The organism is Acidimicrobiales bacterium, from assembly GCA_035531755.1.
In the GTDB taxonomy this organism is placed as follows: domain Bacteria; phylum Actinomycetota; class Acidimicrobiia; order Acidimicrobiales; family UBA8190; genus DATKSK01.
This window is the reverse complement of sequence record DATKSK010000017.1, coordinates 35,541-56,651: the sequence shown is the minus strand read 5'-3', so window position 1 is coordinate 56,651 and position 21,111 is coordinate 35,541. Positions and strand designations below refer to the sequence as shown.

At 74.2% G+C, this 21,111-nt stretch carries 25 protein-coding genes; 14 read left to right on the top strand and 11 right to left on the bottom strand.

Annotated elements, in window-relative coordinates; genetic code table 11:
- From VMV22_03780 to VMV22_03770, 3 genes are all read right to left on the bottom strand, one after another.
- Positions 1-225 (bottom strand): LLM class F420-dependent oxidoreductase (locus VMV22_03780; protein HUY21442.1); only part of this gene is annotated, 225 nt, incomplete at its 3' end.
- Between the two features lie 23 nt (positions 226-248).
- Positions 249-407 carry a hypothetical protein gene (locus VMV22_03775; protein HUY21441.1) on the bottom strand — a complete coding sequence of 53 codons (159 nt, stop codon included), beginning with the start codon at positions 405-407 and terminating at the stop codon, positions 249-251.
- Positions 408-495: 88 nt separating this feature from the next.
- On the bottom strand, positions 496-1,107 hold the full coding sequence (locus tag VMV22_03770; protein HUY21440.1) for a DNA-3-methyladenine glycosylase I: 612 nt from the start codon (positions 1,105-1,107) through the stop codon (positions 496-498).
- 69 nt (positions 1,108-1,176) lie between these two features.
- On the opposite strand from VMV22_03770, the gene rpiB reads away from it, so the two are divergent.
- Entirely contained in the window at positions 1,177-1,629 is a 453-nt protein-coding gene (gene rpiB / locus VMV22_03765) for a ribose 5-phosphate isomerase B (GenBank protein ID HUY21439.1), read from the top strand.
- A 47-nt stretch (positions 1,630-1,676) separates the two neighbouring features.
- Complete coding sequence (locus tag VMV22_03760) at positions 1,677-2,414, top strand: adenylate/guanylate cyclase domain-containing protein (protein HUY21438.1); 738 nt, start codon at positions 1,677-1,679, stop codon at positions 2,412-2,414.
- On the opposite strand, the gene VMV22_03755 is transcribed toward VMV22_03760, so the two are convergent.
- A complete protein-coding gene (locus VMV22_03755; protein HUY21437.1) occupies positions 2,386-3,666 on the bottom strand; it encodes an amidohydrolase family protein in 1,281 nt (426 codons plus the stop codon). The two genes, VMV22_03760 and VMV22_03755, sit on opposite strands and share 29 nt — an antisense overlap.
- A gap of 98 nt (positions 3,667-3,764) precedes the next feature.
- Between VMV22_03755 and VMV22_03750 the strand changes: the two genes are divergently transcribed.
- The 11 genes from VMV22_03750 to VMV22_03700 all read left to right on the top strand — a co-directional run bounded on the left by VMV22_03750 (position 3,765) and on the right by VMV22_03700 (position 13,900).
- The gene (locus VMV22_03750; protein ID HUY21436.1) at positions 3,765-5,096 is read left to right on the top strand and encodes a CoA transferase; all 1,332 of its coding nucleotides are present in this window, start codon (positions 3,765-3,767) and stop codon (positions 5,094-5,096) included.
- The gene (locus VMV22_03745) at positions 5,093-6,334 is read left to right on the top strand and encodes a CoA transferase (GenBank protein ID HUY21435.1); all 1,242 of its coding nucleotides are present in this window, start codon (positions 5,093-5,095) and stop codon (positions 6,332-6,334) included. The genes VMV22_03750 and VMV22_03745 overlap by 4 nt, the downstream gene beginning before the upstream one ends.
- Entirely contained in the window at positions 6,331-7,596 is a 1,266-nt protein-coding gene (locus VMV22_03740) for a hypothetical protein (protein HUY21434.1), read from the top strand. Before VMV22_03745 ends, VMV22_03740 begins: the two co-directional genes overlap by 4 nt.
- 13 nt (positions 7,597-7,609) lie before the next feature.
- The gene (locus VMV22_03735; GenBank protein HUY21433.1) at positions 7,610-8,068 is read left to right on the top strand and encodes a Zn-ribbon domain-containing OB-fold protein; all 459 of its coding nucleotides are present in this window, start codon (positions 7,610-7,612) and stop codon (positions 8,066-8,068) included.
- 13 nt (positions 8,069-8,081) lie between these two features.
- Positions 8,082-9,254 carry an acetyl-CoA acetyltransferase gene (locus tag VMV22_03730; GenBank protein HUY21432.1) on the top strand — a complete coding sequence of 391 codons (1,173 nt, stop codon included), beginning with the start codon at positions 8,082-8,084 and terminating at the stop codon, positions 9,252-9,254.
- On the top strand, positions 9,251-9,691 hold the full coding sequence (locus VMV22_03725) for a Zn-ribbon domain-containing OB-fold protein (protein HUY21431.1): 441 nt from the start codon (positions 9,251-9,253) through the stop codon (positions 9,689-9,691). Before VMV22_03730 ends, VMV22_03725 begins: the two co-directional genes overlap by 4 nt.
- A gap of 210 nt (positions 9,692-9,901) precedes the next feature.
- Positions 9,902-10,471: a hypothetical protein gene (locus tag VMV22_03720; protein ID HUY21430.1), complete on the top strand. Its 570-nt coding sequence runs from the start codon at positions 9,902-9,904 to the stop codon at positions 10,469-10,471.
- Positions 10,472-10,512: 41 nt separating this feature from the next.
- Complete coding sequence (locus VMV22_03715) at positions 10,513-10,929, top strand: Zn-ribbon domain-containing OB-fold protein (protein HUY21429.1); 417 nt, start codon at positions 10,513-10,515, stop codon at positions 10,927-10,929.
- Entirely contained in the window at positions 10,926-12,059 is a 1,134-nt protein-coding gene (locus tag VMV22_03710; GenBank protein ID HUY21428.1) for a thiolase family protein, read from the top strand. The genes VMV22_03715 and VMV22_03710 overlap by 4 nt, the downstream gene beginning before the upstream one ends.
- A 59-nt stretch (positions 12,060-12,118) precedes the next feature.
- Positions 12,119-13,186, top strand: coding sequence for an ABC transporter substrate-binding protein (locus tag VMV22_03705; GenBank protein ID HUY21427.1), 1,068 nt, complete (start codon positions 12,119-12,121; stop codon positions 13,184-13,186).
- Between the two features lie 3 nt (positions 13,187-13,189).
- Positions 13,190-13,900, top strand: coding sequence for a hypothetical protein (locus tag VMV22_03700; GenBank protein ID HUY21426.1), 711 nt, complete (start codon positions 13,190-13,192; stop codon positions 13,898-13,900).
- A 20-nt stretch (positions 13,901-13,920) separates the two neighbouring features.
- Here VMV22_03700 and VMV22_03695 read toward each other — a convergent pair whose 3' ends face one another.
- Both VMV22_03695 and VMV22_03690 read right to left on the bottom strand, forming a co-directional pair.
- Positions 13,921-14,295 carry a nuclear transport factor 2 family protein gene (locus VMV22_03695; GenBank protein HUY21425.1) on the bottom strand — a complete coding sequence of 125 codons (375 nt, stop codon included), beginning with the start codon at positions 14,293-14,295 and terminating at the stop codon, positions 13,921-13,923.
- Positions 14,285-15,652: a cytochrome P450 gene (locus tag VMV22_03690; GenBank protein HUY21424.1), complete on the bottom strand. Its 1,368-nt coding sequence runs from the start codon at positions 15,650-15,652 to the stop codon at positions 14,285-14,287. The genes VMV22_03695 and VMV22_03690 overlap by 11 nt, the downstream gene beginning before the upstream one ends.
- 144 nt (positions 15,653-15,796) lie before the next feature.
- On the opposite strand from VMV22_03690, the gene VMV22_03685 reads away from it, so the two are divergent.
- Positions 15,797-16,951 carry a patatin-like phospholipase family protein gene (locus VMV22_03685; GenBank protein HUY21423.1) on the top strand — a complete coding sequence of 385 codons (1,155 nt, stop codon included), beginning with the start codon at positions 15,797-15,799 and terminating at the stop codon, positions 16,949-16,951.
- On the opposite strand, the gene VMV22_03680 is transcribed toward VMV22_03685, so the two are convergent.
- The 5 genes from VMV22_03680 to VMV22_03660 form a co-directional block, all read right to left on the bottom strand.
- Entirely contained in the window at positions 16,924-17,955 is a 1,032-nt protein-coding gene (locus VMV22_03680; GenBank protein HUY21422.1) for a GNAT family N-acetyltransferase, read from the bottom strand. The two genes, VMV22_03685 and VMV22_03680, sit on opposite strands and share 28 nt — an antisense overlap.
- 56 nt (positions 17,956-18,011) lie before the next feature.
- Complete coding sequence (locus tag VMV22_03675; protein HUY21421.1) at positions 18,012-18,752, bottom strand: methyltransferase domain-containing protein; 741 nt, start codon at positions 18,750-18,752, stop codon at positions 18,012-18,014.
- Between the two features lie 105 nt (positions 18,753-18,857).
- A complete protein-coding gene (locus tag VMV22_03670) occupies positions 18,858-19,832 on the bottom strand; it encodes a hypothetical protein (GenBank protein ID HUY21420.1) in 975 nt (324 codons plus the stop codon).
- Between the two features lie 73 nt (positions 19,833-19,905).
- Complete coding sequence (locus VMV22_03665; GenBank protein ID HUY21419.1) at positions 19,906-20,373, bottom strand: nuclear transport factor 2 family protein; 468 nt, start codon at positions 20,371-20,373, stop codon at positions 19,906-19,908.
- A 115-nt stretch (positions 20,374-20,488) separates the two neighbouring features.
- The gene (locus tag VMV22_03660) at positions 20,489-20,929 is read right to left on the bottom strand and encodes a VOC family protein (GenBank protein ID HUY21418.1); all 441 of its coding nucleotides are present in this window, start codon (positions 20,927-20,929) and stop codon (positions 20,489-20,491) included.
- Positions 20,930-21,111: the final 182 nt, after the last annotated feature.

Here is a 21,111-nt window from a genome sequence, read left to right as displayed (position 1 = left end):
GGTCACCGCCGCCGCGGCCGCCAGCGACACGAGGGGGTCGACACTGCGCTTGTAGTCGTCGAGGTGGACCCCCTCCACCAGTGCCGGCGGAACGGCGAGGGCCACCGGCAGGTGCGTGTGCTCCGGCAGGTAGAGCGAGTCGTAGCCGCGTGCCTCCACGGCGCGGGCGAGGTCGTCCGCAGCCATGGACCGGTCGGTCAGGAAGGCGGTGACGCCGATGCGCACGGGCGACGGAGGGCGGTCGTCGGCTACCGGTCGGCGTCGGGCCCGCCCGACCACCACTGCGGCGGGTCGCTCGCGGGGAACGACTCGGCCCCCGCCTCATCGATCTCCTCTTCGCTGCCGTGTTCGCGAGATGGCGGCAACGTCGGGCCGTCGGGGGAACGCGTGGTGGGACGCGGCGTCACCGTCCCGACGATACCCGCCAGGGATGCCGCCCATTCGAGCAGCAGGGCCCGCTCGCGAGGAGGAGGCCGGTCCCCGGGGCCGGCGCGCTCAGGACCCTCCCTCGAGCTGCGACCACCGGAAGCACGACACCAGGTGGTCGTTCACGAGCCCCGCCGCCTGCATGGTGGCGTAGCAGGTGACCGGCCCCACGAAGCGAAAGCCTCGGCGACGCAGCTCGGCGCTCATGGCCTTCGACGACCGGTCCTGGGCAGGCACCTCGCCCTGACGCGCCCACCCGCCGTGACGGGGGACGTCGTCGACGAACGACCACAGCAGCTCGGCCAGCGTCTCGCCGGCGGCGTGCATGGCGTCGATCACGCGGGCGTTGGCCACGGTGGACTCGATCTTCAGCCGGTTGCGGACGATGGAGGGGTCGGCCATCAACCGGTCGACGTCGGGGGCGCCGAACCGGGCCACGGCCCCCGGGTCGAACGCGGCGAACAGGCGCCGGTACCCGGCGCGCTTGGCGAGGATGATCGACCACGACAGGCCGGCCTGGGCGCCTTCGAGGGTCAGGCGCTCGAACAGCCGGCGGTCGGCGCGCACGGGCACGCCCCATTCCTCGTCGTGGTAGGCGCGCATGATCGGGTCGGTGCCGGCCCACCCGCACCGGTCGACGTCGCCGGGGGCGGGCACCGGCGATCGGCGCGAGGCGTCCACAGCCGACAGTTCTAGCTGCCGTCGGCTGCCCGGTTGCCCCGGGCGGGCGCCGGTGTTTGGCTACGGCCCATGCGGGTCGTCCTCGCCTCGGACCATGCCGGGTTCCGCCTCAAGCAGGTGGTGGCCGCCCATCTGCGCGCCGGCGGCCACGACGTGGAGGACATCGGGTCGTTCTCCGAGGAGCCGGTGAACTATCCGTGGCCGTGCGCCACCGCCGCCCGGGCCGTGGTGAGCGGGTCGGCGGACCGGGGCATCGTCCTCGGCGGCAGCGGCCAGGGCGAGGCCATGGCGGCCAACAAGGTCCGCGGGGCACGCGCCGCGTTGTGCCACGACGAGACGACGGCGCGCCTGGCCCGCCTCCACAACGACGCCAACGTCCTGTCGCTGGGGGCCCGCATCCTGGGCCCCGACCTCGCTCTCGCCATCGTCGACGTGTTCATGGCGACGGGGTTCGAGGGCGGCCGCCACGTCGAGCGCCTGGCCGAGGTGGCGGCGATCGAGGCCGACGAGCGCGAGCGCTGACCGCGGCCGGGCTCGCCCCGCCCCCGGCCCGGTGCGATCATCGACGGATGCGGGTGCGCCGGACGTTCGCCTTCCTCGACCTGTCCGGCTTCACGGCGCTGACCGAGTCCGAGGGCGACGAGCGGGCCGTGGCCGTCCTGGCCGTGTTCCGGGCCGCGCTGCGCGACATCTGCTCGCGCCGGGGCGTGCGGATCGCCAAGTGGCTCGGCGACGGCGCCATGCTCGTGAGCGTGGAGACCATGCCGCTGGTGGCCGCCGCGCTGGAGACGAAGTCCTCCATCGACGCCGCCCCCGAGCCCATCACCCTGCGGTGCGGGGTGACCACGGGCGCGGTGATCCTGCTGGAGGGCGACGACTACGTGGGCCATGCCGTGAACGTGGCGGCGCGGCTGTGCGACCTCGCCGTGGGCCACGAAGTGCTGGCGGTCCCGTCCGTCGTCCCCGAGATCCCGCCGTGGGCCACGGTCGAGGCGGCCGACGAGATCGCCGTGCGCGGCCTCGAGCAGCCCATCGACGTGGTGCGCCTGGGCCTCCCCGTCGCCGGCCCGACACCCACCCCGACCCGGTGTGCCGGATCCCGCTCACCCACGCCACGGCCGTGGCCCGCCGGCACGACGGGGACCGCCGGGAGCTGCTGTTCTGCGCCGAGAGCTGTGCCGAGATGTGGGAACAACGCAGGAGGCTGTCCACGCCGGAGGCGGGCAGCATCCGCGAGGCGTGGATGCGCTGAGGCGCCCGGCGGCCAGCCGGCGCGCGCTACCGGTTGGTGCCGGGGTGGCGCGTGAGGTCGCTCGCCTTGGTCATCTTCGGCGCCGGCGGGCGCCCCCCCGGTCTGGGCGTCACGTCGACGTCGGTCGCCGTCGCCCGCAGGGCGCCGACCGTGCACTGCTCCTTGGGGCGGTGCGCGAAGGGATCGAAGCGGTAGTGGCGCATGGCGTTGCGATGGGTCATCTTCTCGATGTCGTCGTCGGGCACGCCGTCGAGGGACTTCATCAGGGTCTCCGGCGACAGGGGCCAGGTGGAGTCGGAGTGCGGGTAGTCGGACTCCCAGCACATGCTGTCGACGCCGACCCGGTGGCGCAGCTCGATGCCGGCGGGGTCGTCGATGAAGCACGTGACCACGCTTTCGGCGAACACGTCGCTCGGCAGCTTGTCCCCGAAGTCCTGCCCGGTCCACCGGTGGTGGCGCGTGTAGATCCAGTCCATGCGGTCGAGGAAGTATGGGATCCAGCCGATGCCGCCCTCGGACAGCGCCACGCGCAACGACGGGAACGTGCGCAGCACCGGCGACCACAGCAGGTCGGCGGCGGCCTGCACGATGTTGACCGGCTGCAGGCCGATGAGGACGTCGATGGGGGCGTCGGGGGCGGTCACCACCAGTGACGACGACGAGCCGATGTGCAGGCACACCATGGTCCCCTCGTCCGAACACGCCGCCCAGAACGGGTCCCAGTGGTCGCTGTGGAAGCTCGGGAGCTTCAGCTTCGCCGGGTTCTCGGAGAACGACACGGCATGGCAGCCCTTGGTGGCCACCCGGCGGACCTCGTCGGCCATGGCGGCGGGGTCCCAGATCGGCGGCAGGGCGAGGGGGATGAACCGGCCCGGGTAGGTGCCGCACCAGTCGTCGATGTGCCAGTCGTTGTAGGCCCGGAGCACGGCCAGCCCGAGATCGGGGTCCGACGCCTTGGCGAAGAGCTGCCCGCACAACTGCGGGAACGACGGGAAGCACATGGAGGCGATCACGCCGTTGGCGTCCATGTCGCGCACCCGGTCGTGGATGTCGTAGCAGCCCGAGCGGATCTCGGCGAACGACGTCGGCTCGATGCCGTACTCCTCGACCGGCCGCCCGGCCACGGCGTTGAGGCCGATGTTGGTGGCCTCCTTGCCGTCGAAGCGCCAGATCTCGGTGCCGTCGTCGCGCACGTCCACACGGGGCGCCTCGTCGGCGAAGCGCGCCGGGAGGCGGCCCTCGAACATGTCCGACGGCTCGACCACGTGGTCGTCGACACTGACGAGCACCAGGTCCTCGAGCTGCATGTGCCCTCCCCGATCCGCCCGGTGGCGCCGGTGGCGGGGCCGGGGCCGCCACCGCGTTCCCTGACACGCGTGTCGGGGATCACACTATCGTCGGCGCCGTGACGCCACAGGGGCGGGGGCGGGGCGGGGCGGCCATGGCACTCGAGGGCCTGCGCATCCTCGACTTCACGCGCCTGGGCTTCGGCGCCCAGGCCACCTTGATCTGCGGCTGCCTGGGTGCCGAGGTCATCCGGGTGGAGAGCACCCGGTTCCCCGACGCCATCCGGGTGATGCCGCCGTTCGTCCCCGAGCCCGGCGAGCGGGGCGAGGCGTTCGGCGCCGCCACGCTGGCCAACGCCACGGGGGCGCCGAGCGCCAACCGCGGGGGGATCTTCTACAAGTACAACACCGGCGGGAAGCGCAGCATCACCGTGGACGCGCGCCACCCGAAGGGACTGGCGCTGCTGAAGGACCTCGTCGCCGAGTCCGACGTCGTCGCCGAGAGCTTCGCGGCAGGCACGCTGGCGCGCTGGGGCCTGCCCCTCGAGGTCATGCGGGAGCTGCGGCCCGACCTGGTCTACGTGTCCATGTGCGGGTTCGGCCACGAGGGGCCCGACACCTCCCACGTCACCATGGGCCCGACGGCCCAGGCGCTCACCGGCCTCACCTTCATGGTGGGCCTGCCCGACCGGCCGCCGGCGGGCTGGTCGTTCTCGTACCTCGACCACGTGGGCGGCTACCTCGGCGCCATCGCCATCCTGGCCGGTGTCATCCACCGCCGGCGAACGGGCGAGGGGCAGCACATCGACGTGTCGCAGCTCGAGCCGGCCACGGCGCTGTCGGGGGCGCTGCTCCTCGACGCCATGCTGAACGGCCGGCCGAGCCGCCGGCCCGGCTTCCCGAGTGGCAACCGCCGCGCCCATCCCCCGGCGGCGCCGTCGGGCGCCTACCGGTGCACGGGGGACGACCGGTGGGTGGTGGTGTCGTGCCGCACCGACGAGCAGTGGTCGGCGCTCGTCGGCGCCATGGGAGCCCCGGCGTGGGCGGCGGACCCGCGCTTCGCCACCCTGGTGGGACGCGTCGAGCACGCCGACGACCTCGACGCCCATGTCGAGTCGTGGACCCGGGGGCGCGACCGCTACGAGGTCATGGACCTGCTGCAGTCGGTGGGCGTGCCCGCCGGCGCGGTGCAGGACGCCGCCGACCGCCTGGAGCGCGACCCCCAGCTGGCGGCACGCGGGCACTACACCGACCTGGGCAACGACGAGGTGGACGCGCTCCCTCTCGAAGGTGTGCCCTTCCGCATGACGGCCACGCCGCCGCACACGGGCGGCGCCCTGCGGCGCGGCCCGCCGTGCCTCGGCGAGGACACCGAGGCGGTGCTCGGGGAGGTGCTCGGGATGAGCACCGACCAGGTGGCGGCATTGCGGGTCGAGGGGGTGCTGTCGTGACGGCCCCGCTGGACGGGGTGCGCGTCCTGGAGCTCACCGACGAGTCGGCGGAGTACTGCGGCCGGCTCCTCGCCGGCCTCGGCGCCGACGTGGTCAAGGTCGAGCCGGCCGAGGGCGCTCCGTCGCGTCACATCGGGCCGTTCCTCGACGACGAGCCCGGCCCGGACCGCAGCCTCGCCTTCTGGGCCGACAACGTCGGGAAGCGATCGGTCGTGGCGCTCGACGACACCGACGTCGTGGCGCTCTGCGCGGCCGCCGACGTGGTGGTGCACACGCTGCGCCCGGCGCAGGCCGCGGCGCGGGGCCTGGACGTCGACGCGCTGCACGAGCGCGCCCCGGGTCTCGTCGTGTGCGCGGTGACGCCGTTCGGCCAGGACGGCCCCTGGGCCGACTACCTGGCCGACGATCTCGTGCTCATGGCGCTGGGCGGATCGATGGCGGCATGCGGCTACGGGCCGGGCGGCGGCGGCGTGTACGACACACCGCCGCTCGCCAGCCACGGGGACCAGGCGTGGCGCACGGCGTCGACCTACGCCGCCATCGCCGTGCTGGGGGCGCTGGCCTGGCGGGCCGAGTCGGGCCAGGGCCAGCTCATCGACGTGTCGGCCCACGAGTGCTCGGCCAGCATGACCGAGTGGCACCTGATGACCTACCTGTGCTCGGGCGGCGTGCACCGGCGCGGGCCGCACCCCACGCTCACCGCCGCCGACGGGCGCCAGGTGGCCGCACTCAACCCGGACTTCCTCGGCCCCCACGTCTTCGCGGGGATGCTGCGGATGCTGGAGGACGAAGGTGTCGCCGGCGAGCTGTCGGACCCGGCGTTCGCCGACCCTGTGCACCGCGCCGGCAACTACCGCGAGGTGTGGCGGGCGCTCAAGCGGCTGGCGGCCAGGCACGACGGCGAGACGCTCTACCGGCTGGGCCAGGGGGCGGGGCTGCCCTGGGGTGTGATCCGGTCCCCCGAGGAGGTCCTCGACGACCGGCACCTCCGGGCACGGGGCCACTTCGTCGAGCTCGAGCACCCCGAGCTCGGCCGGTCGGTCACCTACTGCGGTGCGCCGTTCGTGGCGCACGGCTCGCCGTGGGTGATGGAGCGCCGGCCGCCGCTGCTCGGCGAGCACACCGACGAGGTCCGGGCACAGTGGTCGGCAGGGACACCGGCGGCGGGGACACCGGCGGCGGGGGCACCGGGGAGGGCGGGGGCAGCTGGCGACGGCGACGCCGGGCGGGCACGGTGAGCGCCGCCGGGCGCACGGCCTGCGTCGTCGGCGTGGGCGAGACGCCCTACGCCAAGTGGGGCGGCATCACCGACGCCACCGAGTACCAGCTGTCGATCCAGGCGATCCTCGCCGCGCTGGCGGACGCCGGGCTCAGCGCCGACGACGTCGACGGGTTGGCCTCGTTCGCCGGGGACCGCAACGACGCCACCTTCGTGGCCGCCGACCTCGGTCTGCCCGAGCTGCGCTACGCCGGGCTGTCGTGGTTGCCGGGCGGGGGCGGGGCCTGCGCGGCCGTCGCCAACGCCGCCGCTGCGGTCGAGAGCGGCACGGCCGAGGTGGTCGTCGTGTACCGGTCACTGTGCCAGGGCCAGTTCCGGCGCTTCGGCCGCGGGCCGGGAAACGCGCCCGCGCCGGGCAATACGCCCGCGCCGGGCAATGCGCCCGCGGCCGGGCCGGGCCGCGTGCCGCACGTCCGGCGCGCCCGCAGCATCCTCGAAGCTCACGTGGCCTTCACCATGCCCTTCGGCATGTTCAGCCCTCCCATCGCCTATGCCATGGTCCTCCGCCGTCACATGCACCGCTTCGGCACCACCGTCGAGCAGATGGGGCACGTGGCGGTGACGACGAGGGCCCACGCGGCGCGCAACCCCCGGGCCGTGATGGGCGGCCGGCCGATGACGATGGAGGACTACCTGGCGTCGCGCATGGTGTCCGACCCGTTCCGCCTCTTCGACTGCTGCCTCGAGAACGACGGCGCCTGCGCCGTGGTCGTCACCACCGCCGAGCGCGCCGCCGACACGGCCACGGCGCCGGTGACGGTGCTCGCCGGCGCCCAGGGGGCACTGCGGGGTTTCGGCCACGGGCAGTACTCCAACGTCTCCATGCCCGACGACGACTACGCCAGCGCAGGGGCGCGGGGCGTGGCCCGCCGCCTGTGGGCGCGCGCGGGCATCGGGCCCGGAGACGTCGACGTCGCCCAGGTCTACGACCACTTCACCGGGCTCGTGCTGCTCAGCCTGGAGGACTTCGGGTTCTGCGAGCGCGGCGAGGGTGGGCCCTTCGCCGCTTCCGGGGCGTTGGCCTGGCCGGACGGTGCGCTCCCCGTCAACACGCACGGCGGCAGCCTGTCGGAGGCCTACATCCACGGGCTCAACCACGTGGTGGAGGGTGTGCGTCAGCTGCGGGGGGAGTCGACGTGCCAGGTCGAAGGGGCCGAGACCTGCCTCGTCACGAGCGCCGCGGGCGTGCCCACGAGCGCCCTCGTCCTCGGGCGCTGGTGAGGAGGGCAGGCCGGTGAGCGAGCGCTGGTTCCCCGACGAGATGCCCACGCCGGCGGCGAGCGCGGAGACCGTCGGGTGGTGGGAGGCGGCGGCCGACCACCGCCTCGTGGTGCAGCGCTGCACGGCGTGCGGCACCACGCGCCACCCGCCCGGGCCCCTGTGCCCGACATGCCGGAGCTTCGCGTCCGAGTGGATGCCGCTGCCGGGCACCGGGACGGTGTACACCTACACCGTCGTGCACCAGGCCTTCATCCCCGCGCTCGGGGACACCGTCCCCTACGTGGTCGTCGCCGTCGAGCTCGACGGCGCCGGCGGGGCCCGCCTCGTGTCCGACCTCGTCGACACCGACCCGTCCGACGTGGCGGTCGGCATGCCCGTCGAGGTGGCGTGGGAGGACATGGGCCCCGAGCTCGCCCTGCCGCGCTTTCGCCGCGCGGCCGTGCCCGGCGCCGGGCCCGGAGGCCGGCGGTGAACGGGGGCCGGCGGTGAACGGGCGGCGCGCCCGGCGGGCGGTGATCGCCGGGGTGGCGACCTCCGACTACCCCCTGCTCCCCCACCTGTCCGAGCACGCCGTGCACGGCCAGGCCGCCGACCGCGCCCTGGCCGACGCCGGGCTCACCTTCGCCGACGTCGACGGGCTCGCCACCACCGGCTTCTTCCCCATGTACGCCACGGGCGTGGCCGAGTACCTCGGCCTCCACCCGATCTACTTCGACGAGACGAACTCGGGCGGCTCGTCGTTCGAGGTACTGGTCGAGCACGCCGCCTACGCCGTGGAAGCAGGTGCGGCCGAGGTCGTGCTCGTGACCTACGGCAGCGTGCAGCTCTCGCAGATGGGGAGGCGGCTCGGAACCGGGGGCGGCGGCGGCGCGAACTTCGCGCCGGGGCCGGCCATCTACGACGCCTTGTGGGGCAACACGCTCGTGGGAAACTACGCGCTGGCGGCCCGTCGCCACATGCACGAGTTCGGCACCACGCCCGAGCAGCTGGCCGCCGTGGCGGTGACGATGCGCCAGCACGCTGCCACCAACCCCCAGGCCCAGGAGCGCGAGCCCATCACCGTGGCCGACGTGGTGTCGTCGCGCCTGGTGGCCGACCCCCTGCACAAACTCGACTGCTGCGTCATCTCCGACGGCGGCGCGGCCTGCGTCGTCACCACGGCCGAGCGCGCCGCCGACCTCGCCCGTCCGCCGGTGTACGTGCTCGGCGCGGCCCACGCCACCACCCACCACCTCAACATGTCGGCCATGCCCGACCTGACTGTCACCCCGGCGGCGCAATGCGGGCCGGTGGCCTTCGCCCGGGCGGGGATCACCCCGGCCGACGTCGACGTGGCCCAGCTGTACGACTCGTTCACCATCACCGTGGTGCTCACCGTCGAGGACCTCGGGTTCTGCGCCAAGGGGGAAGGAGGGGCCTTCGTGGAGGACGGCGGGCTCGGCGTCGGCGGCCGGTTGCCGACCAACACCGACGGCGGCGGCCTCTCGGCCTGCCACCCGGGCATGCGGGGCATGTTCCTCATCGTCGAGGCCGTGCGTCAACTGCGCGGCGAGTGCGGCCCCACGCAGGTACCCGGCGCCGGCGTGGCCGTGGCCCACGGGACCGGCGGCATGCTCTCGACGGGCGCCACCCTCGTGCTCGGCCGGGACACGCCATGACCGACCGCGCCGCGCCGCCGGCCGACGAGCGACCCCCCAAGCCCCGCCCCGCCCCCACGCCCGATGCCGACTCGGCGCCGTACTGGGCGGCCGCCCACGACGGGCGGCTCGTCGTCCAGCGGTGCGAGCGCTGCGGCGCCCACCAGCTCTACGCCCGCGACCGGTGCCTGGCGTGCCGCGGCCCCGTCGCCTGGGTCGAGGCGAGCGGCCGGGGCACGGTGTACAGCTTCACCGTGATCCGCCAGAACTACTCCCGCCCCTTCCGAGACTGGACCCCCTACGTGGTCGCCCTCGTCGACCTCGAGGAGGGCCCGCGCCTGATGACGAACATCGTGGGCTGCCCACCCGAGGCGGTGTCGGTCGGCATGGCGGTCCGGGCCACCTTCGAGGCGGTCTCCGACGACGCCGGCATCGCGCTCTTCGCCCCCGCCGAATGAGACGACGGCGATGCGCCGGGGCCGTCGGGGTGTCCGGGGCCGTCGGGGTGTCCGGGGCCGTCGGGGCCGTCGGGGCCGTCGGGGCCGTCGGGGGCTTGCCCGCCGGGTGTGGGCATGGGATCGTTCGGAAGGCCCCGCGGGGGCGGCGGGCCCTGACCCGTTCGACCGGCCCGACGGGCCGTCGCCCCAGGCGCGGTGAGAGGAGCCACCATGTCGGACAAGCCCAGCTACCTGGGGCTGCTGAACGCCATCGCCGTCAACGAGGCCCGGGCCCAGCGCTACCTGTCGGTGTGGATCGGGACCACCGGCGACCCTGACGTCGCCGCCGTGCTGCGCGCCGTGGCATGGCGCGAGGGCGAGCACGGCATGAGCTTCGCCAAGCGCGTCAACGAGCTCGGCTTCGAGGTGCGCGAGAAGCACGACCCCTCGGTCGACGAGCAACTCGCCGTGGCGGGGTCCGACAAGAGCGACCTCGAGAAGATGCGGTTCTTCGGCCTGGACCGCCTCGACGAGACCCTGCGCGGCTTCGACGGCGTGTTCGCGGACCACTCCATCGACATCCGCACGGGTGAGCTGCTCGGGCGCTACGTCGCCGAGGAGTTCGACACCGCCCGGTTGCTGCGGTGCTGCTACGAGCGCCTGGCGGCGCGCCACGGCGCCGCCGCGCCGGACGCGGCCGGGCTGGCGGCGCTCAACGACAAGGTCGATGCGTTGTGCCGCGCCGTGGAGGAGCTCCGGCAGATCGTCTGCGCGCAGACGATGCCGACCGAAGCCTCCTGATCGCGCCGTACGCAGTGCCCCGACAGAAGGCGGAGCCCGCCATGGGAGCGACCGCGGCCGCCGTCCCCGTCACCGACGGCCTGTTCAGCGCCGGGGACCAGCCGCGCCTGCTCGGGGGGCGCTGCGCGGCGTGCGGGAACCACAGCTTCCCCCGGCACGACACGTGCCCGTACTGCGCCGCCGACGGCGTCGCCGCCGTGGAGCTGTCGGGCACCGGGCGCCTGTGGGCGTGGACGGCCGTGACGGCCGCTCCGCCGGGCTATGTCGGCGAGGTCCCCTACGGGTTCGGGGTGGTCGAGCTGCCCGAGGGGCTGCGCGTGATCGGCCGCCTGACCGAGGCCGACCCCACCCGGCTGCGCGCCGGTCAGGAGATGGTGCTCGTCCTCGCCACCGTGCGCACCGCCGACGACGGCGCGCCGGTCGTGACCTACGCCTTCGCGCCGGTGGGCACGTCATGACCGCCGTCGACGTCGCCGGGGTGGGCATCCATCCGTTCGGTCGGTTCGACGGGACGTCGATCACCGACATGGGCGTGGCCGCGGTGCGCGACGCCCTGCGCGACGCCGGCGTGGGCAAGGGCGGGTTCCAAGCGGCGTTCTGCGGCACCGCCTACGGCGGTGTGGCCTCGGGCCACAAGGTCCTGTCGCGCCTGGGCATGACCGGCATGCCCATCGTGGACGTCGAGGCCGGCTGCGCCAGCGGGAGCGCGGCGCTGATGCTCGCCGCCGGGGCGATCCGGGCCGGCGCCTACGACACCGTGCTCGTCTTCGGCGTCGAGAAGATGCCCAGGGGCATGATCCGGTCGTCGTTCTTCGAGCCGTGGCAGGAGGAGGCCGGGCTCGGCGCCACGCCCGCGTACTTCGCCCTGCGGGCGCAGCGGCTGATGCAGACGTCCGGGGTCACCAAGGACCACCTGGCGGCAGTGGTGGTGAAGAACCGGCGCCACGGCACGACCAACCCCAACGCCATGTTCCGCTCGGAGGTGGAGGCCGCCGCCGTCCTCGGGTCACGCGTCGTGTGCGAGCCCCTGCACCTGTGGATGCTCTGCACCCCCAACGAGGGCGCCGCCGCCGTCGTGCTCACCCGCCCCGACGACACGCGGGGGCGGGTGCGCCTCGACGCGGCCGTGCTCCGCTCGCACGTGCCCGGGCCGGTGCTGAGCGAGTCCACCCCGATGTCGGGCCTCGCCGACGACGGTGCGCCCGCCGCCACCACCCTGGCCGCCACGGCGGCCTTCGAGGAGGCGGGCCTCGGGCCCGAGGACCTCGACGTGGTGGAGTGCCAGGACACCGACGCGGCGCGCGAGCTGCTCTCGTACGAGGAGCTGGGACTGTGCGCGCCGGGCGGCGCGGCCGCCATGGTCGACGAGGGCGCCACCGTGCTCGGCGGGCGGCTCCCGGTGAACCCGAGCGGCGGCCTGCTGTCGAAGGGCGAGCCCCTGGGGGCCTCGGCGCTCGGACAGGTCGTCGAGCTCGTCCACCAGCTGCGCGGCGACGCCGGCGCCAACCAGGTGCCGGGGGCGCGCGTCGCCCTCGCCCACACCGTGGGCCGGGGCGCCAACGCCGGCGTGGTCGTCCTGTCGCGCTGACCGTCGCATCCGAACCATCGACACCCGGCACTCGACACCAGACACCCGGAGGGGATCCCATGGCCGACGAGGCAGGCACCACGGCACCGATCCTGGTCGGCGTGCTCTACGACTTCCCCCAGGCCGACGGGGGGGCGCTCTTCGAGGACGCCGTACGCGTCGGCCTCGACGAGGTGGCCGCCACCGGCCGCCTCGACCGCCCCGTCGAGCTGGTGGCCCGCCACGCCCGGGGCCTGCCGGCGGGGACGGCCCACGACGTGGAGCGCGCCTTCGCCGAGCTCGTCGACACGGGCGTGCTGGCCGTGCTCGGGCCGTCGATCAGCGACAACGGGCTGATCGTGGGCCCCCTCGCCGACGCCCGCGGCGTGCCGTGCATCAACTACACCGGCGGCGAGCGCACGCGCGGGGAGTTCATGTACCACTACCAGGTGGGATCGCTCGAAGAGGAGCCCGCCGTCCTCGCCCGCCACCTGGTGCGCGCCGGGCACGGCAGCGTGGCCGTGGCCCATGACCACTCGCCGGTGGGCCGGCGCTACGCCGAGTTCTTCGCCGAGGCCTGCGGCGCCCTCGGCATCGACATCACCGGCGTGGCGGCGGTGTCGCCGCTGGCGCAGGACGTCTCGCCCACCGTGCGCCGGCTGCGGGCAGGCGGCCCCGAGGTCCTCACCTACCTCGGCCTGGGTGTGGCGGCCCGTGCGGTGGCGCTGGGGGTGGTAAGCGACGGCTGGGACGTGCCCGTGGTCGCCAACTCGGCGCTCATGTTCGGCTACGCCCGGCGCGACTGGCGCGCCGGCTGGGAGGGGTGGGTGTACGTCGACAGCGTGTCCGACGACAACGCCGCCCGGGCGGCGCTGCGCGAACGGTCGCCGCGCAGCGCGGCCGGCCCGATCGGCGTGGCCGCCTACGACATGGGCAGGCTGATCGGCGAGGCCGTGGCCCGCGCCGCCCACCTCACCCGCCAGGGGATCAAGGACGGGCTCGAACGGGTGAAGCAGCTCCCGGCGTCGAGCGGCATGGACGGCACCACCATGGGATTCGGCCACTACGACCACGCGGCGCTGAAGGGCCGGTACCTGGTGCTGCGGCGCTGGTCCGACGGCAGGACCGTGCAGGTCGAGGAGCAGTAGGGCGTGGCCCGCAGCGCCGGCGGCCCGGCACGGGGCACGGTGCGGGCGGGCTCGTGCGCGGGCCGGGTGGCCCTGCTGCTGGCGGGGTCGACGATCTCCACCCTGTCCTACGCACTGACCATCCGGGCGGGCATCGGCCTCGGTCCTCTGTTCGTGCTCCAGGACGGCTTCGCCCGCTCGACGGGGATCTCCATCGGCGCCTCGGTGGCGGCGACCGGCTTCATGCTCGTGGCGGTGGCACTGTGCCTCCGGTCGTGGCCGGGGCCCGGGACACTGGCGCTCCCCGTGATCGGCGGGGTCACGCTCGACGCCGTCCTGCCCTCCGTGCCCACGATGGCGGGCTGGCCGCTGCGCGTCACGATCGTCCTCCTCGCCACGTGGGCCATGGCCCTGGGCGGGGCCATGATGATCCGGGCCCGCGTCGGGGTGGCCGCCTACGACGCCGTGATGCTGGGCCTGCACCGCGTGCTGCGCCGCCAGCTCGCGCCCATCCGCCTCACCATGGAGGCCACGGTGCTCGCCATCGGGTGGGCCCTCGGGGGCGACGTCGGTGTCGGCACCGTCATCACCGGGGTGCTCATCGGGCCGGGCCTGCAGTTCTGGCTGCGCGTCGTGGGCGCCCCCCGGACCGCCCCCCGGACCGCCCGGCGTGCGTCCCGCCTCGACGCCGCGGGGTCGGCCGGCGCCGAGGCGGCCGAGGCGGGCGGCACGTAGCGACGGGCGGTCGTCGCTCCCTACGGCGCTCGGGGCACCTCACCGAGGCGCTGGATGTAGATGGCGATGTGGGCGATGCGCCCGTCCTCGTCGACGTCGAAGACCAGCGCCTCGGGGGTGTGGACCGGCGTCCCGGCCATCTCCACGGTCTCGGAGAGCTCCACCACCGTCACGCGCCCGGTCGTGACGACCCGCTCGACCCGCATGGAGTAGCCCGGCAGCGACGGCATGAGCTCGGACAGGAAGGCCACGTAGGCATCTCTCGGTGTGTAGGTGTCGCCGAAGGGGCCCACGCGCACCACGTCGTCGGCCAGGCACGTCGCCAGGGCGGCCCAGTCGTGCGCCACCAGACGGTCCAGGTAGCGCTCCACCACGCTGCCACCCTCACCGGCCATGCCGCCTCCCTTCCGTCGTCGATGTCGTCCCGGTCGTCGGCGTCGTCGGCGTCGTGGCCGGCGCGGGGCCCGGACTCCGGGGGTGCAGCACCACGTCCATGTGCTTCACGCCGGCGTGCTTGTTCGTCCGGAACCGCTCCACCGGCCCGTCGAGCGAGAGCCGGTCGAAACGCGCCAGCAGCTCCTCGAGCATGATGCGGATCTCGAGGCGGGCCAGGTTCGCCCCCAGGCAGAAATGGCTGCGGTAGCCGAAGGCCAGATGGGGGTTGGGTGTGCGCCGGACGTCGAAGCGGAACGGGTCGTCGAACACCGACTCGTCGCGGTTGGCCGACGCCCACCACAGCGTCACCTTGTCGCCGGCACGGACCTGTCGGCCCGCCACCTCGACGTCACGGGTGGCCGTGCGCCGGTTGTAGAGGGTGGGGCTCGACCACCGCAGGATCTCCTCGACGCCCGGCGCCAGCGCGGCGGGGTCGGATCGGAGCAGCTCCCACTGGTCGGGGTGCTCGATCAACGCCGCCATGCCCAGGGCGATGGCGTTGCGCGTCGTCTCGCTGCCGGCGGCGATGAGGAGGTTGAAGAACATGAGCAGCTCGAGGTCCGACAACGGCGCCGACCGGGTACCGCGACCGGCGATGCCGTCGTCGCTGCCGTCGACGTCGACGTCGACGTCGACGGTGGCTCGTGCCACGGTGGCGACGATGTCGTCACCGCCCTCGGCCCGTTTGCGCGCCACCAGCGCGCTGCCGTAGGCGGCCATGGCGGCGGCCGCGTCCTCCGAGCCAGCGCTGCGGGCACCGAGCTCGCGGTCGTCGTAGGTGAGTGTGGCGTTCGTCCATGCCATGAGGTCGTGGCGGTCCTGCTCGGGCACGCCCATCAGCATGGCGATGGCCTGCAGCGGGAGCTCCACGGCCACGTCGACCAGGAAGTCGCACCGCCCGTGTGCGGCCACACCGTCGAGGATGGCGGCCGTCCGGGCCCGCAGCTCGGGCTCGAGCGCGGCCAGCGCCCGCGGCGCCACCGCCGGGGTCACGAGGCGCCGGATCCGGTGGTGCCGGGGGTCGTCCATCATGTTGAGGAGCACGCCGGAGGCGAACCCGTAGGGCAGGTCCTCGATGATGGTGCCGCCGGCGGCGGCGCCCGGGGCGCGCTCCGACGAGAACGTCTCGGCGTCGCCGGTGACGTCGAGGATGTCGCCGTGACGGCTCACCACCCAGAAACCGGTGCCGTCGGGCGTGTGGGCCGTGGCTTCGTGCCACCACACGGGCGCCTCGTGCCGCAGCTGCACGAACACGTCGTCGGGGAAGCCGCCGGTGAACAGGTCGAGGTCGGTGAGGTCGACATCCCCGAGATCCATGGCGTCCCCACCTCCCCGGCACCGTGCGGCGGGCCGCCCGACATTCGACCACACCGCGCCCGCTGTGACGGGCCGACCCCGGGTCGCCCGAGGATGGGTCCTTCGGCCCTCGCCGGGCGGCGCCACCGGGGCGACGATGGAACGGTGCTCGGCTCCGTGGTCGACATCTTCCGGCTCCGGCAGTACTTCGACGTCCTGGTGCGCGTCCGCCAGGTGGGGCGGGCGGTGCGCGAGGACACGGGGTTCCTCGACCTCGTCCGGCGCTCGATGCTCCCCCTCCCCGTCGACCGGCCCCGCCCCGTCGACACCAGGCCGTTCGCGACCGCCCGTCGCCACCCGCTGCCGGCCCTCGGGCGGCGCCGGATCGGCCTGGTGGCCACCGGTGGGAGCGGCGCGCTGGCCTCGGTGGTCGGCGTCAGCCGCGCCTTCGAGGAGGCCGGGCTGCGCCCCGCCGTCTTCTCCCTGTGCTCGGGCTCGGCGCTCTTCGGGTTCCCGCTGGCGGCGGGCATCCCGGCCGCCGACGTGGCCGCCTTCTCGTGCTCGCTGCGCCCGTCGGACTACGTCGACGTCGACTGGCGCAAGCTCGCCGCCCTCGTGCCCACCGCGGCCCGGGGCTTCGCGGGCCTGTTGCGAGGAGAGCGCCTCGAGCAGAGCTACCGCCACCTGCTGGGCGACATGCGCCTGGGTGACATGCCCGTGCCCGCCTACGCACCCATCTGGAACGTCGAGGAGAACCGCGTGGCGTTCATCGGCCCCCGGACGCAGCCGGACATGCCGGTCGCCCGGGCGGTGCGCATGGCGGTGTCGCTCCCCTTGTTCTTCGACCCCGTGGCCCTCGACGGGGGCTCGTGGTGCGACGGGGGCATCGTCGACATCTTCCCCGTCCACCCCGTCCTCGACTTCGAGCCCCCCTGCGACGCCGTGATCGCCGTCAACGGCTTCTACCCGCCCGGCTTCGCGGGCGAGGACCAGACCGGCTGGCGCGACCGGCCCCTGTCCATCCTGGACGTCGCCGCGCAGGTGCGCACCAGCCAGCAGGCGCAGCTGGCACGGGAGAACCTGGCGCGGCTGGCAGCCTGCACCGAGGTCCACATGATCGAGCCGGTGGCCTACGACGTGGTGATGGGGCTCGGCTTCTACCGGCAATTCCTCTCGACCGAGGACTGGGCCCTGTTCATGCGGGCCGGGCGGGACGAGGCGTGGAGCGTCCTGCGCCGCATGGCCGCCGCGGGCACGCCCCGCGGCGCCGGTGGTGTGGCGGTCCCGGCGGCTCAGCCGTACGCGCCGCTCGGCAGGTAGGGCGCGAGCGGCCCGGGCCGCCCGCGCACCATGACGGCCCCCACCGGGTGCAGCTCGAGGCCGAGGTCCGAGCACACCCGGATCGCCCACTGTTGCGCGCCCGTGATCCAATTGACGTCCACGACGGTTCCCTCGGGCGACACCGCCAGCGCGGCCGCCAACAGCGCTCCGGCCGTCTCGTCGTCGACCGCCCCCATGACCCGCACCCCTCCAGGGCGAGCCAGGGCGTAACCGCGGCCGGGCACCACGAGGAGCTGCGCACCCTCGTCGAGCATCAGTCGCATCTCGGGCCCGTGGGACGCGCCCCGCAGGCGGCGGTCGACATGGGCGACGGTCTCGAGGTCCCCGGGGCCCCCGACCTGGACGGTGGTGCCGGCCTTGAGCCCCGACCGACGGACCACGCCGCGGGCGGCCACCGTGGGGTGCAGGGCGAAGCCGGCCTGTACGTAGCGGTGCAGGGCGGCGGGATGCCGCGACGACATGATCATCCCGGGGCTCGAGGGGTCGCCGTAGGAGAGCGCCCGATCGAGCAGTGTGCGGGCCACGCCCCTCCCCTGGTGGGCGAGGGCCACGGCCAACAGCGACAGCACCCAGAGGTCGTCGCGCCGCAGGGCCTGGGTGAAGCCGACGATCTCGTCCCGCTGCAGCGCCACCCACGATCCGCCCGGGTCGGTATCGCGCACCAGGGCCATGTGCCGGCGGGCCTGTTCGTGCTCGGCGTCCCCGATGGCGGCGACGGGGAGGTGGTACGCGACCCGCATGGCGTGGAAGGCGTCGTGCCACAGCGACTCGCAGGCGGCGACGTCGTCCGATTCCATGGCGCGCACGCTCGGCACGCGCACCATGGTGGCCCAGCGGGCTGCCGGGCGCGGCACCCGGTCCCCTACGACGCCCGCCCCCAACGCCGCCATCACCGCCACCGGGACGGTGGAGACCGGCACGGCACCCAGGTCGGTGGCGAACGCGCGCCCCACCACCTGGTCGGGGCCCAAGGAGGCCAGCACGTTTCCCGGGTTCGTGGTAGCACGCTGACCACACCCTGACCGCGCCGAGGGCCCGGTCAGTCCCGGACCACGAGCCGCAGTCCGCCGTCGACGGCGTCGAGGCCGAGCAGGTCGCCGTGGCGCTCGTGCCACGACCCGTCGCGGAGGTCCGACGCCAGGCGGGCCATGCGCTCGTCCACCAGGCCCGGAGGGAGAAGGGCGAGGCCCGACATGCAGGCGCGCACCTCGGGGTCGAGGTAGGCCTCGGGCCGGCGCCAGTAGGCCCAGTTGAACCCGTCGACGCAGTCGGCGGGGACCGGGACGACCTCGACGCGCGCCGCGCCGATCGTGTCGGCCACCACGTCGGGGCCCACGACGCGAGCCACGGGCAGCGCGTTGACCTCGGGCAGGTAGTCGGTGAACAACCAGAACGACGAGTGCACCACCGGGTCGAAGGTGAGGACGACGACGCGGCGGGCGGTGCGGGCCATCTCGCACAGGCCGCCAGCGACATCGGACCAGTGATGGATCGTCAGCACGGCCATGGCCGCGTCGAAGGCGCCGTCGCCGAACGGCAGGTGCTCGGCCACGGCTCGCACCACCGGTGCCCGGTCGGTCCGCTGTGCCACCATCACCGGTGAAGGGTCGACCGCGACGACCCGCGCGTCGACCGGCTCGTAGGACCCGGTCCCGGCGCCGACGTCTACGACGGTCCGGGCGTCGCCGAGCGCTCGGGCGATCTGCACGGCGATGCGCGGGTCGGGCCGGCGATGACGGGCGTAGACCCGGCCGATCCCGTCGTAGACCGCCCTGCGCACGGTGCCGTGGCCACCTCCGCCCGGGGACCCGGCCCACCAGGTGGCCGGGTCCGATGGCCCAATACTAGAACACGTTCTAGAAAGTGGCCAGGAGCGGGCGACGGGTCAGGCGCGCCTCCAACCCCAGGCTCCGGGGCCGGAGCCGGGGCCGGGGCCCGGGCGCAGCGGGAGCGGGAGCGCGGTCCCGGCCGGCGACGTGGTCCCCGGGACAGCAGGCGGATGCGCGGACGCCGGGCGTGCGGCCGACGGGTCGGCGACAGCGGAGCGCGCCGACCCGTGCACCGACGACGCGCCACGCGAGGACGATCCCCCGCCCCGCGCCGTGCCGGCCTGGTGGGCCCTCGTCGTGTCGGGGGCCCGTGGTGCGCCCAGGTCCCGTGCCAGACCGGTCACGGAGGACAGGCTCGATCCGATCGCCGTGGGTGCCGGCGTGGGTGCGATGTCCGCCGAACCTGCCGGGCGAGGGATCCACGGTTGCGTGGACGTCGTGACCCGGGGCGTGGGCGTCGTGACCCGGGGCGTGCCCGCGGGTGTGGCGGGCTGGGTGCTCCCACCACCCGACGGCCCCGGGGCCGCTCCGGAGGTGCTCGCCAGCACCGCTCCACCCACGGTGGCGGCGACCATGACGGCGATGGACAGCGCCGCACCCCGGGAAGGCGAGCCGCGTCGGGAGGAGACGGGGTCGGGTGCGGCGGTGTCGTCACCGAGCCCGTCGAGGACATGGCCCGGCGGGGCGAGCGCCGCCAGCGACCGCACCCCGGGGCCCGGGAACTCGTCGGTGGGAACCACCAGGTGGACGGGCCAACCGTTCACGATGACTTCCAGGGACGTGCCACCCCTGCCGTCGGGCGTCTCGGCCGCGCCCGCCAGCGTGAGCCCGCCGATGTCGTCCCACGGCCATTGGCGCTCGACACCGGGCACCGCCGGGTCGGTGAGCGTCCAGCCCCCCGGCTCCACCCGGAGGTCGAAGGCACCGACGGCCTCGCTCTTGTCGCCGGGCTCTCCGTCGACGACCCAGACGCTGGCGAGCCTCACGCCCGTACGCGTGCCCCGGTCCGTAGCGATCCGCACGCTCTGCATGGTGTCAATGGTAGGAGTGAAGGCGGTGCCGGCGAAGCACAAACACATTCCGTAGTGGCTATCTCACTATGTGCTACCTGTTGAGGATCTCCGGCCCGACGCGGAGGTGACGGCTCACGTCCCCGACGAGGTCCGTGGTGAAACGCCGCTCCACGAATCGCCACCGACCGTCGCGACGCTCGAACCGGTCGCGGTAGCGGCCCGCCACGATGGGCTGGAGCGGCAGGCCGGGCAGCGCCTGGAACACCGTGACGTACGAACGGGAGGTCGCCGACCCTGCGTCGTCGTCCACCTCGACGATGATGTTGGTGGTCACGTGCTTGGTACGGGGTGTGCCGTCCTCGTACGTGCGGACCATGGCCCGGAAGGTCTTCTCGATGGCTTCGCGGCCGGCGACGACGTTGTCGCCCTCCCCCCCGAAGTGGGCATCGGCGAGCAGCGACCCCAACCCCCCGAAGTCGCCGCCGTCCACGAGCTCGGCGTACCGCGCGATCAGGTTCTCGATGACGCGCGCGCTCTGTCCGTCGTCCGCTGTGGTCATCGGCCGGACCGTAGCCCACGCGCCGGCGTCAGCCGGACCGTAGCCCACGCGCCGGCGTCAGCCGGACCGTAGCCCACGCGCCGGAGTCGGCCGGACCGTAGCCCACGCGCCGGCGTCAGCCGGGTAGGCGCATCAACTCGATGCGCACGCCGTCGGGGTCGGTGCAGTAGACGAAGTCGAGGGAGGCGTCGGTCGACCCGAAGGTGGTGCGGGTGCCCGTGAGCACCGTCCCCCCGAAGGACTCGATGGTGGCGGCCACGTCGTCGAGGTCGTCGACCCGCAGCGACAGGTGGGTGATCCCGAGCTGGTTCATCGGCCGGCGCACCGGCTCGCCCGATGTCCCGGGCGAGTCGAAGTGCAGCAGCTCCACGCTCACCCCGTCGCGGCGGACGAAGCGCGACTGGAGGACGACGTCCTCGAGCTCCATGAGCCGCCCGAATTCGTCACCCACGGTGTGCGACTGCACGAGCTCGAACCCGAGCCCGTCGCAGTAGAACCGGACCGACCGGTCGAGGTCGGACACGCAGATCCCCAGGTGCGAGAGCGTGACTCCCACGGCGTTCCCCTTCTGTCGTCCGGCGACACGTGGGTGCAGCTTGGCCCAGCGCTCGCTCTCCCCGCAGGTTGGGCGGCTCGGGTCGGTGCCCGAGACGGGCCGCGGTCCTTGACGGGCCCGCCGGGAGACGGAAGTCTCACCCTGTGGATGCCGGAGGCGCCTGATGACGCGCATGCGGTCGT

Bases quoted from the DNA above. Each gene is read 5' to 3' on its own strand.
- rpiB (HUY21439.1), top strand. From the start codon at position 1,177: ATGCGGGTCGTCCTCGCCTCGGACCATGCCGGGTTCCGCCTCAAGCAG.
- VMV22_03760 (HUY21438.1), top strand. From the start codon at position 1,677: ATGCGGGTGCGCCGGACGTTCGCCTTCCTCGACCTGTCCGGCTTCACG.
- VMV22_03755 (HUY21437.1), bottom strand. From the start codon at position 3,666: ATGCAGCTCGAGGACCTGGTGCTCGTCAGTGTCGACGACCACGTGGTC.
- VMV22_03725 (HUY21431.1), top strand. From the start codon at position 9,251: ATGACCGACCGCGCCGCGCCGCCGGCCGACGAGCGACCCCCCAAGCCC.
- VMV22_03720 (HUY21430.1), top strand. From the start codon at position 9,902: ATGTCGGACAAGCCCAGCTACCTGGGGCTGCTGAACGCCATCGCCGTC.
- VMV22_03715 (HUY21429.1), top strand. From the start codon at position 10,513: ATGGGAGCGACCGCGGCCGCCGTCCCCGTCACCGACGGCCTGTTCAGC.
- VMV22_03710 (HUY21428.1), top strand. From the start codon at position 10,926: ATGACCGCCGTCGACGTCGCCGGGGTGGGCATCCATCCGTTCGGTCGG.
- VMV22_03705 (HUY21427.1), top strand. From the start codon at position 12,119: ATGGCCGACGAGGCAGGCACCACGGCACCGATCCTGGTCGGCGTGCTC.
- VMV22_03695 (HUY21425.1), bottom strand. From the start codon at position 14,295: ATGGCCGGTGAGGGTGGCAGCGTGGTGGAGCGCTACCTGGACCGTCTG.
- VMV22_03690 (HUY21424.1), bottom strand. From the start codon at position 15,652: ATGGATCTCGGGGATGTCGACCTCACCGACCTCGACCTGTTCACCGGC.
- VMV22_03670 (HUY21420.1), bottom strand. From the start codon at position 19,832: ATGCAGAGCGTGCGGATCGCTACGGACCGGGGCACGCGTACGGGCGTG.
- VMV22_03665 (HUY21419.1), bottom strand. From the start codon at position 20,373: ATGACCACAGCGGACGACGGACAGAGCGCGCGCGTCATCGAGAACCTG.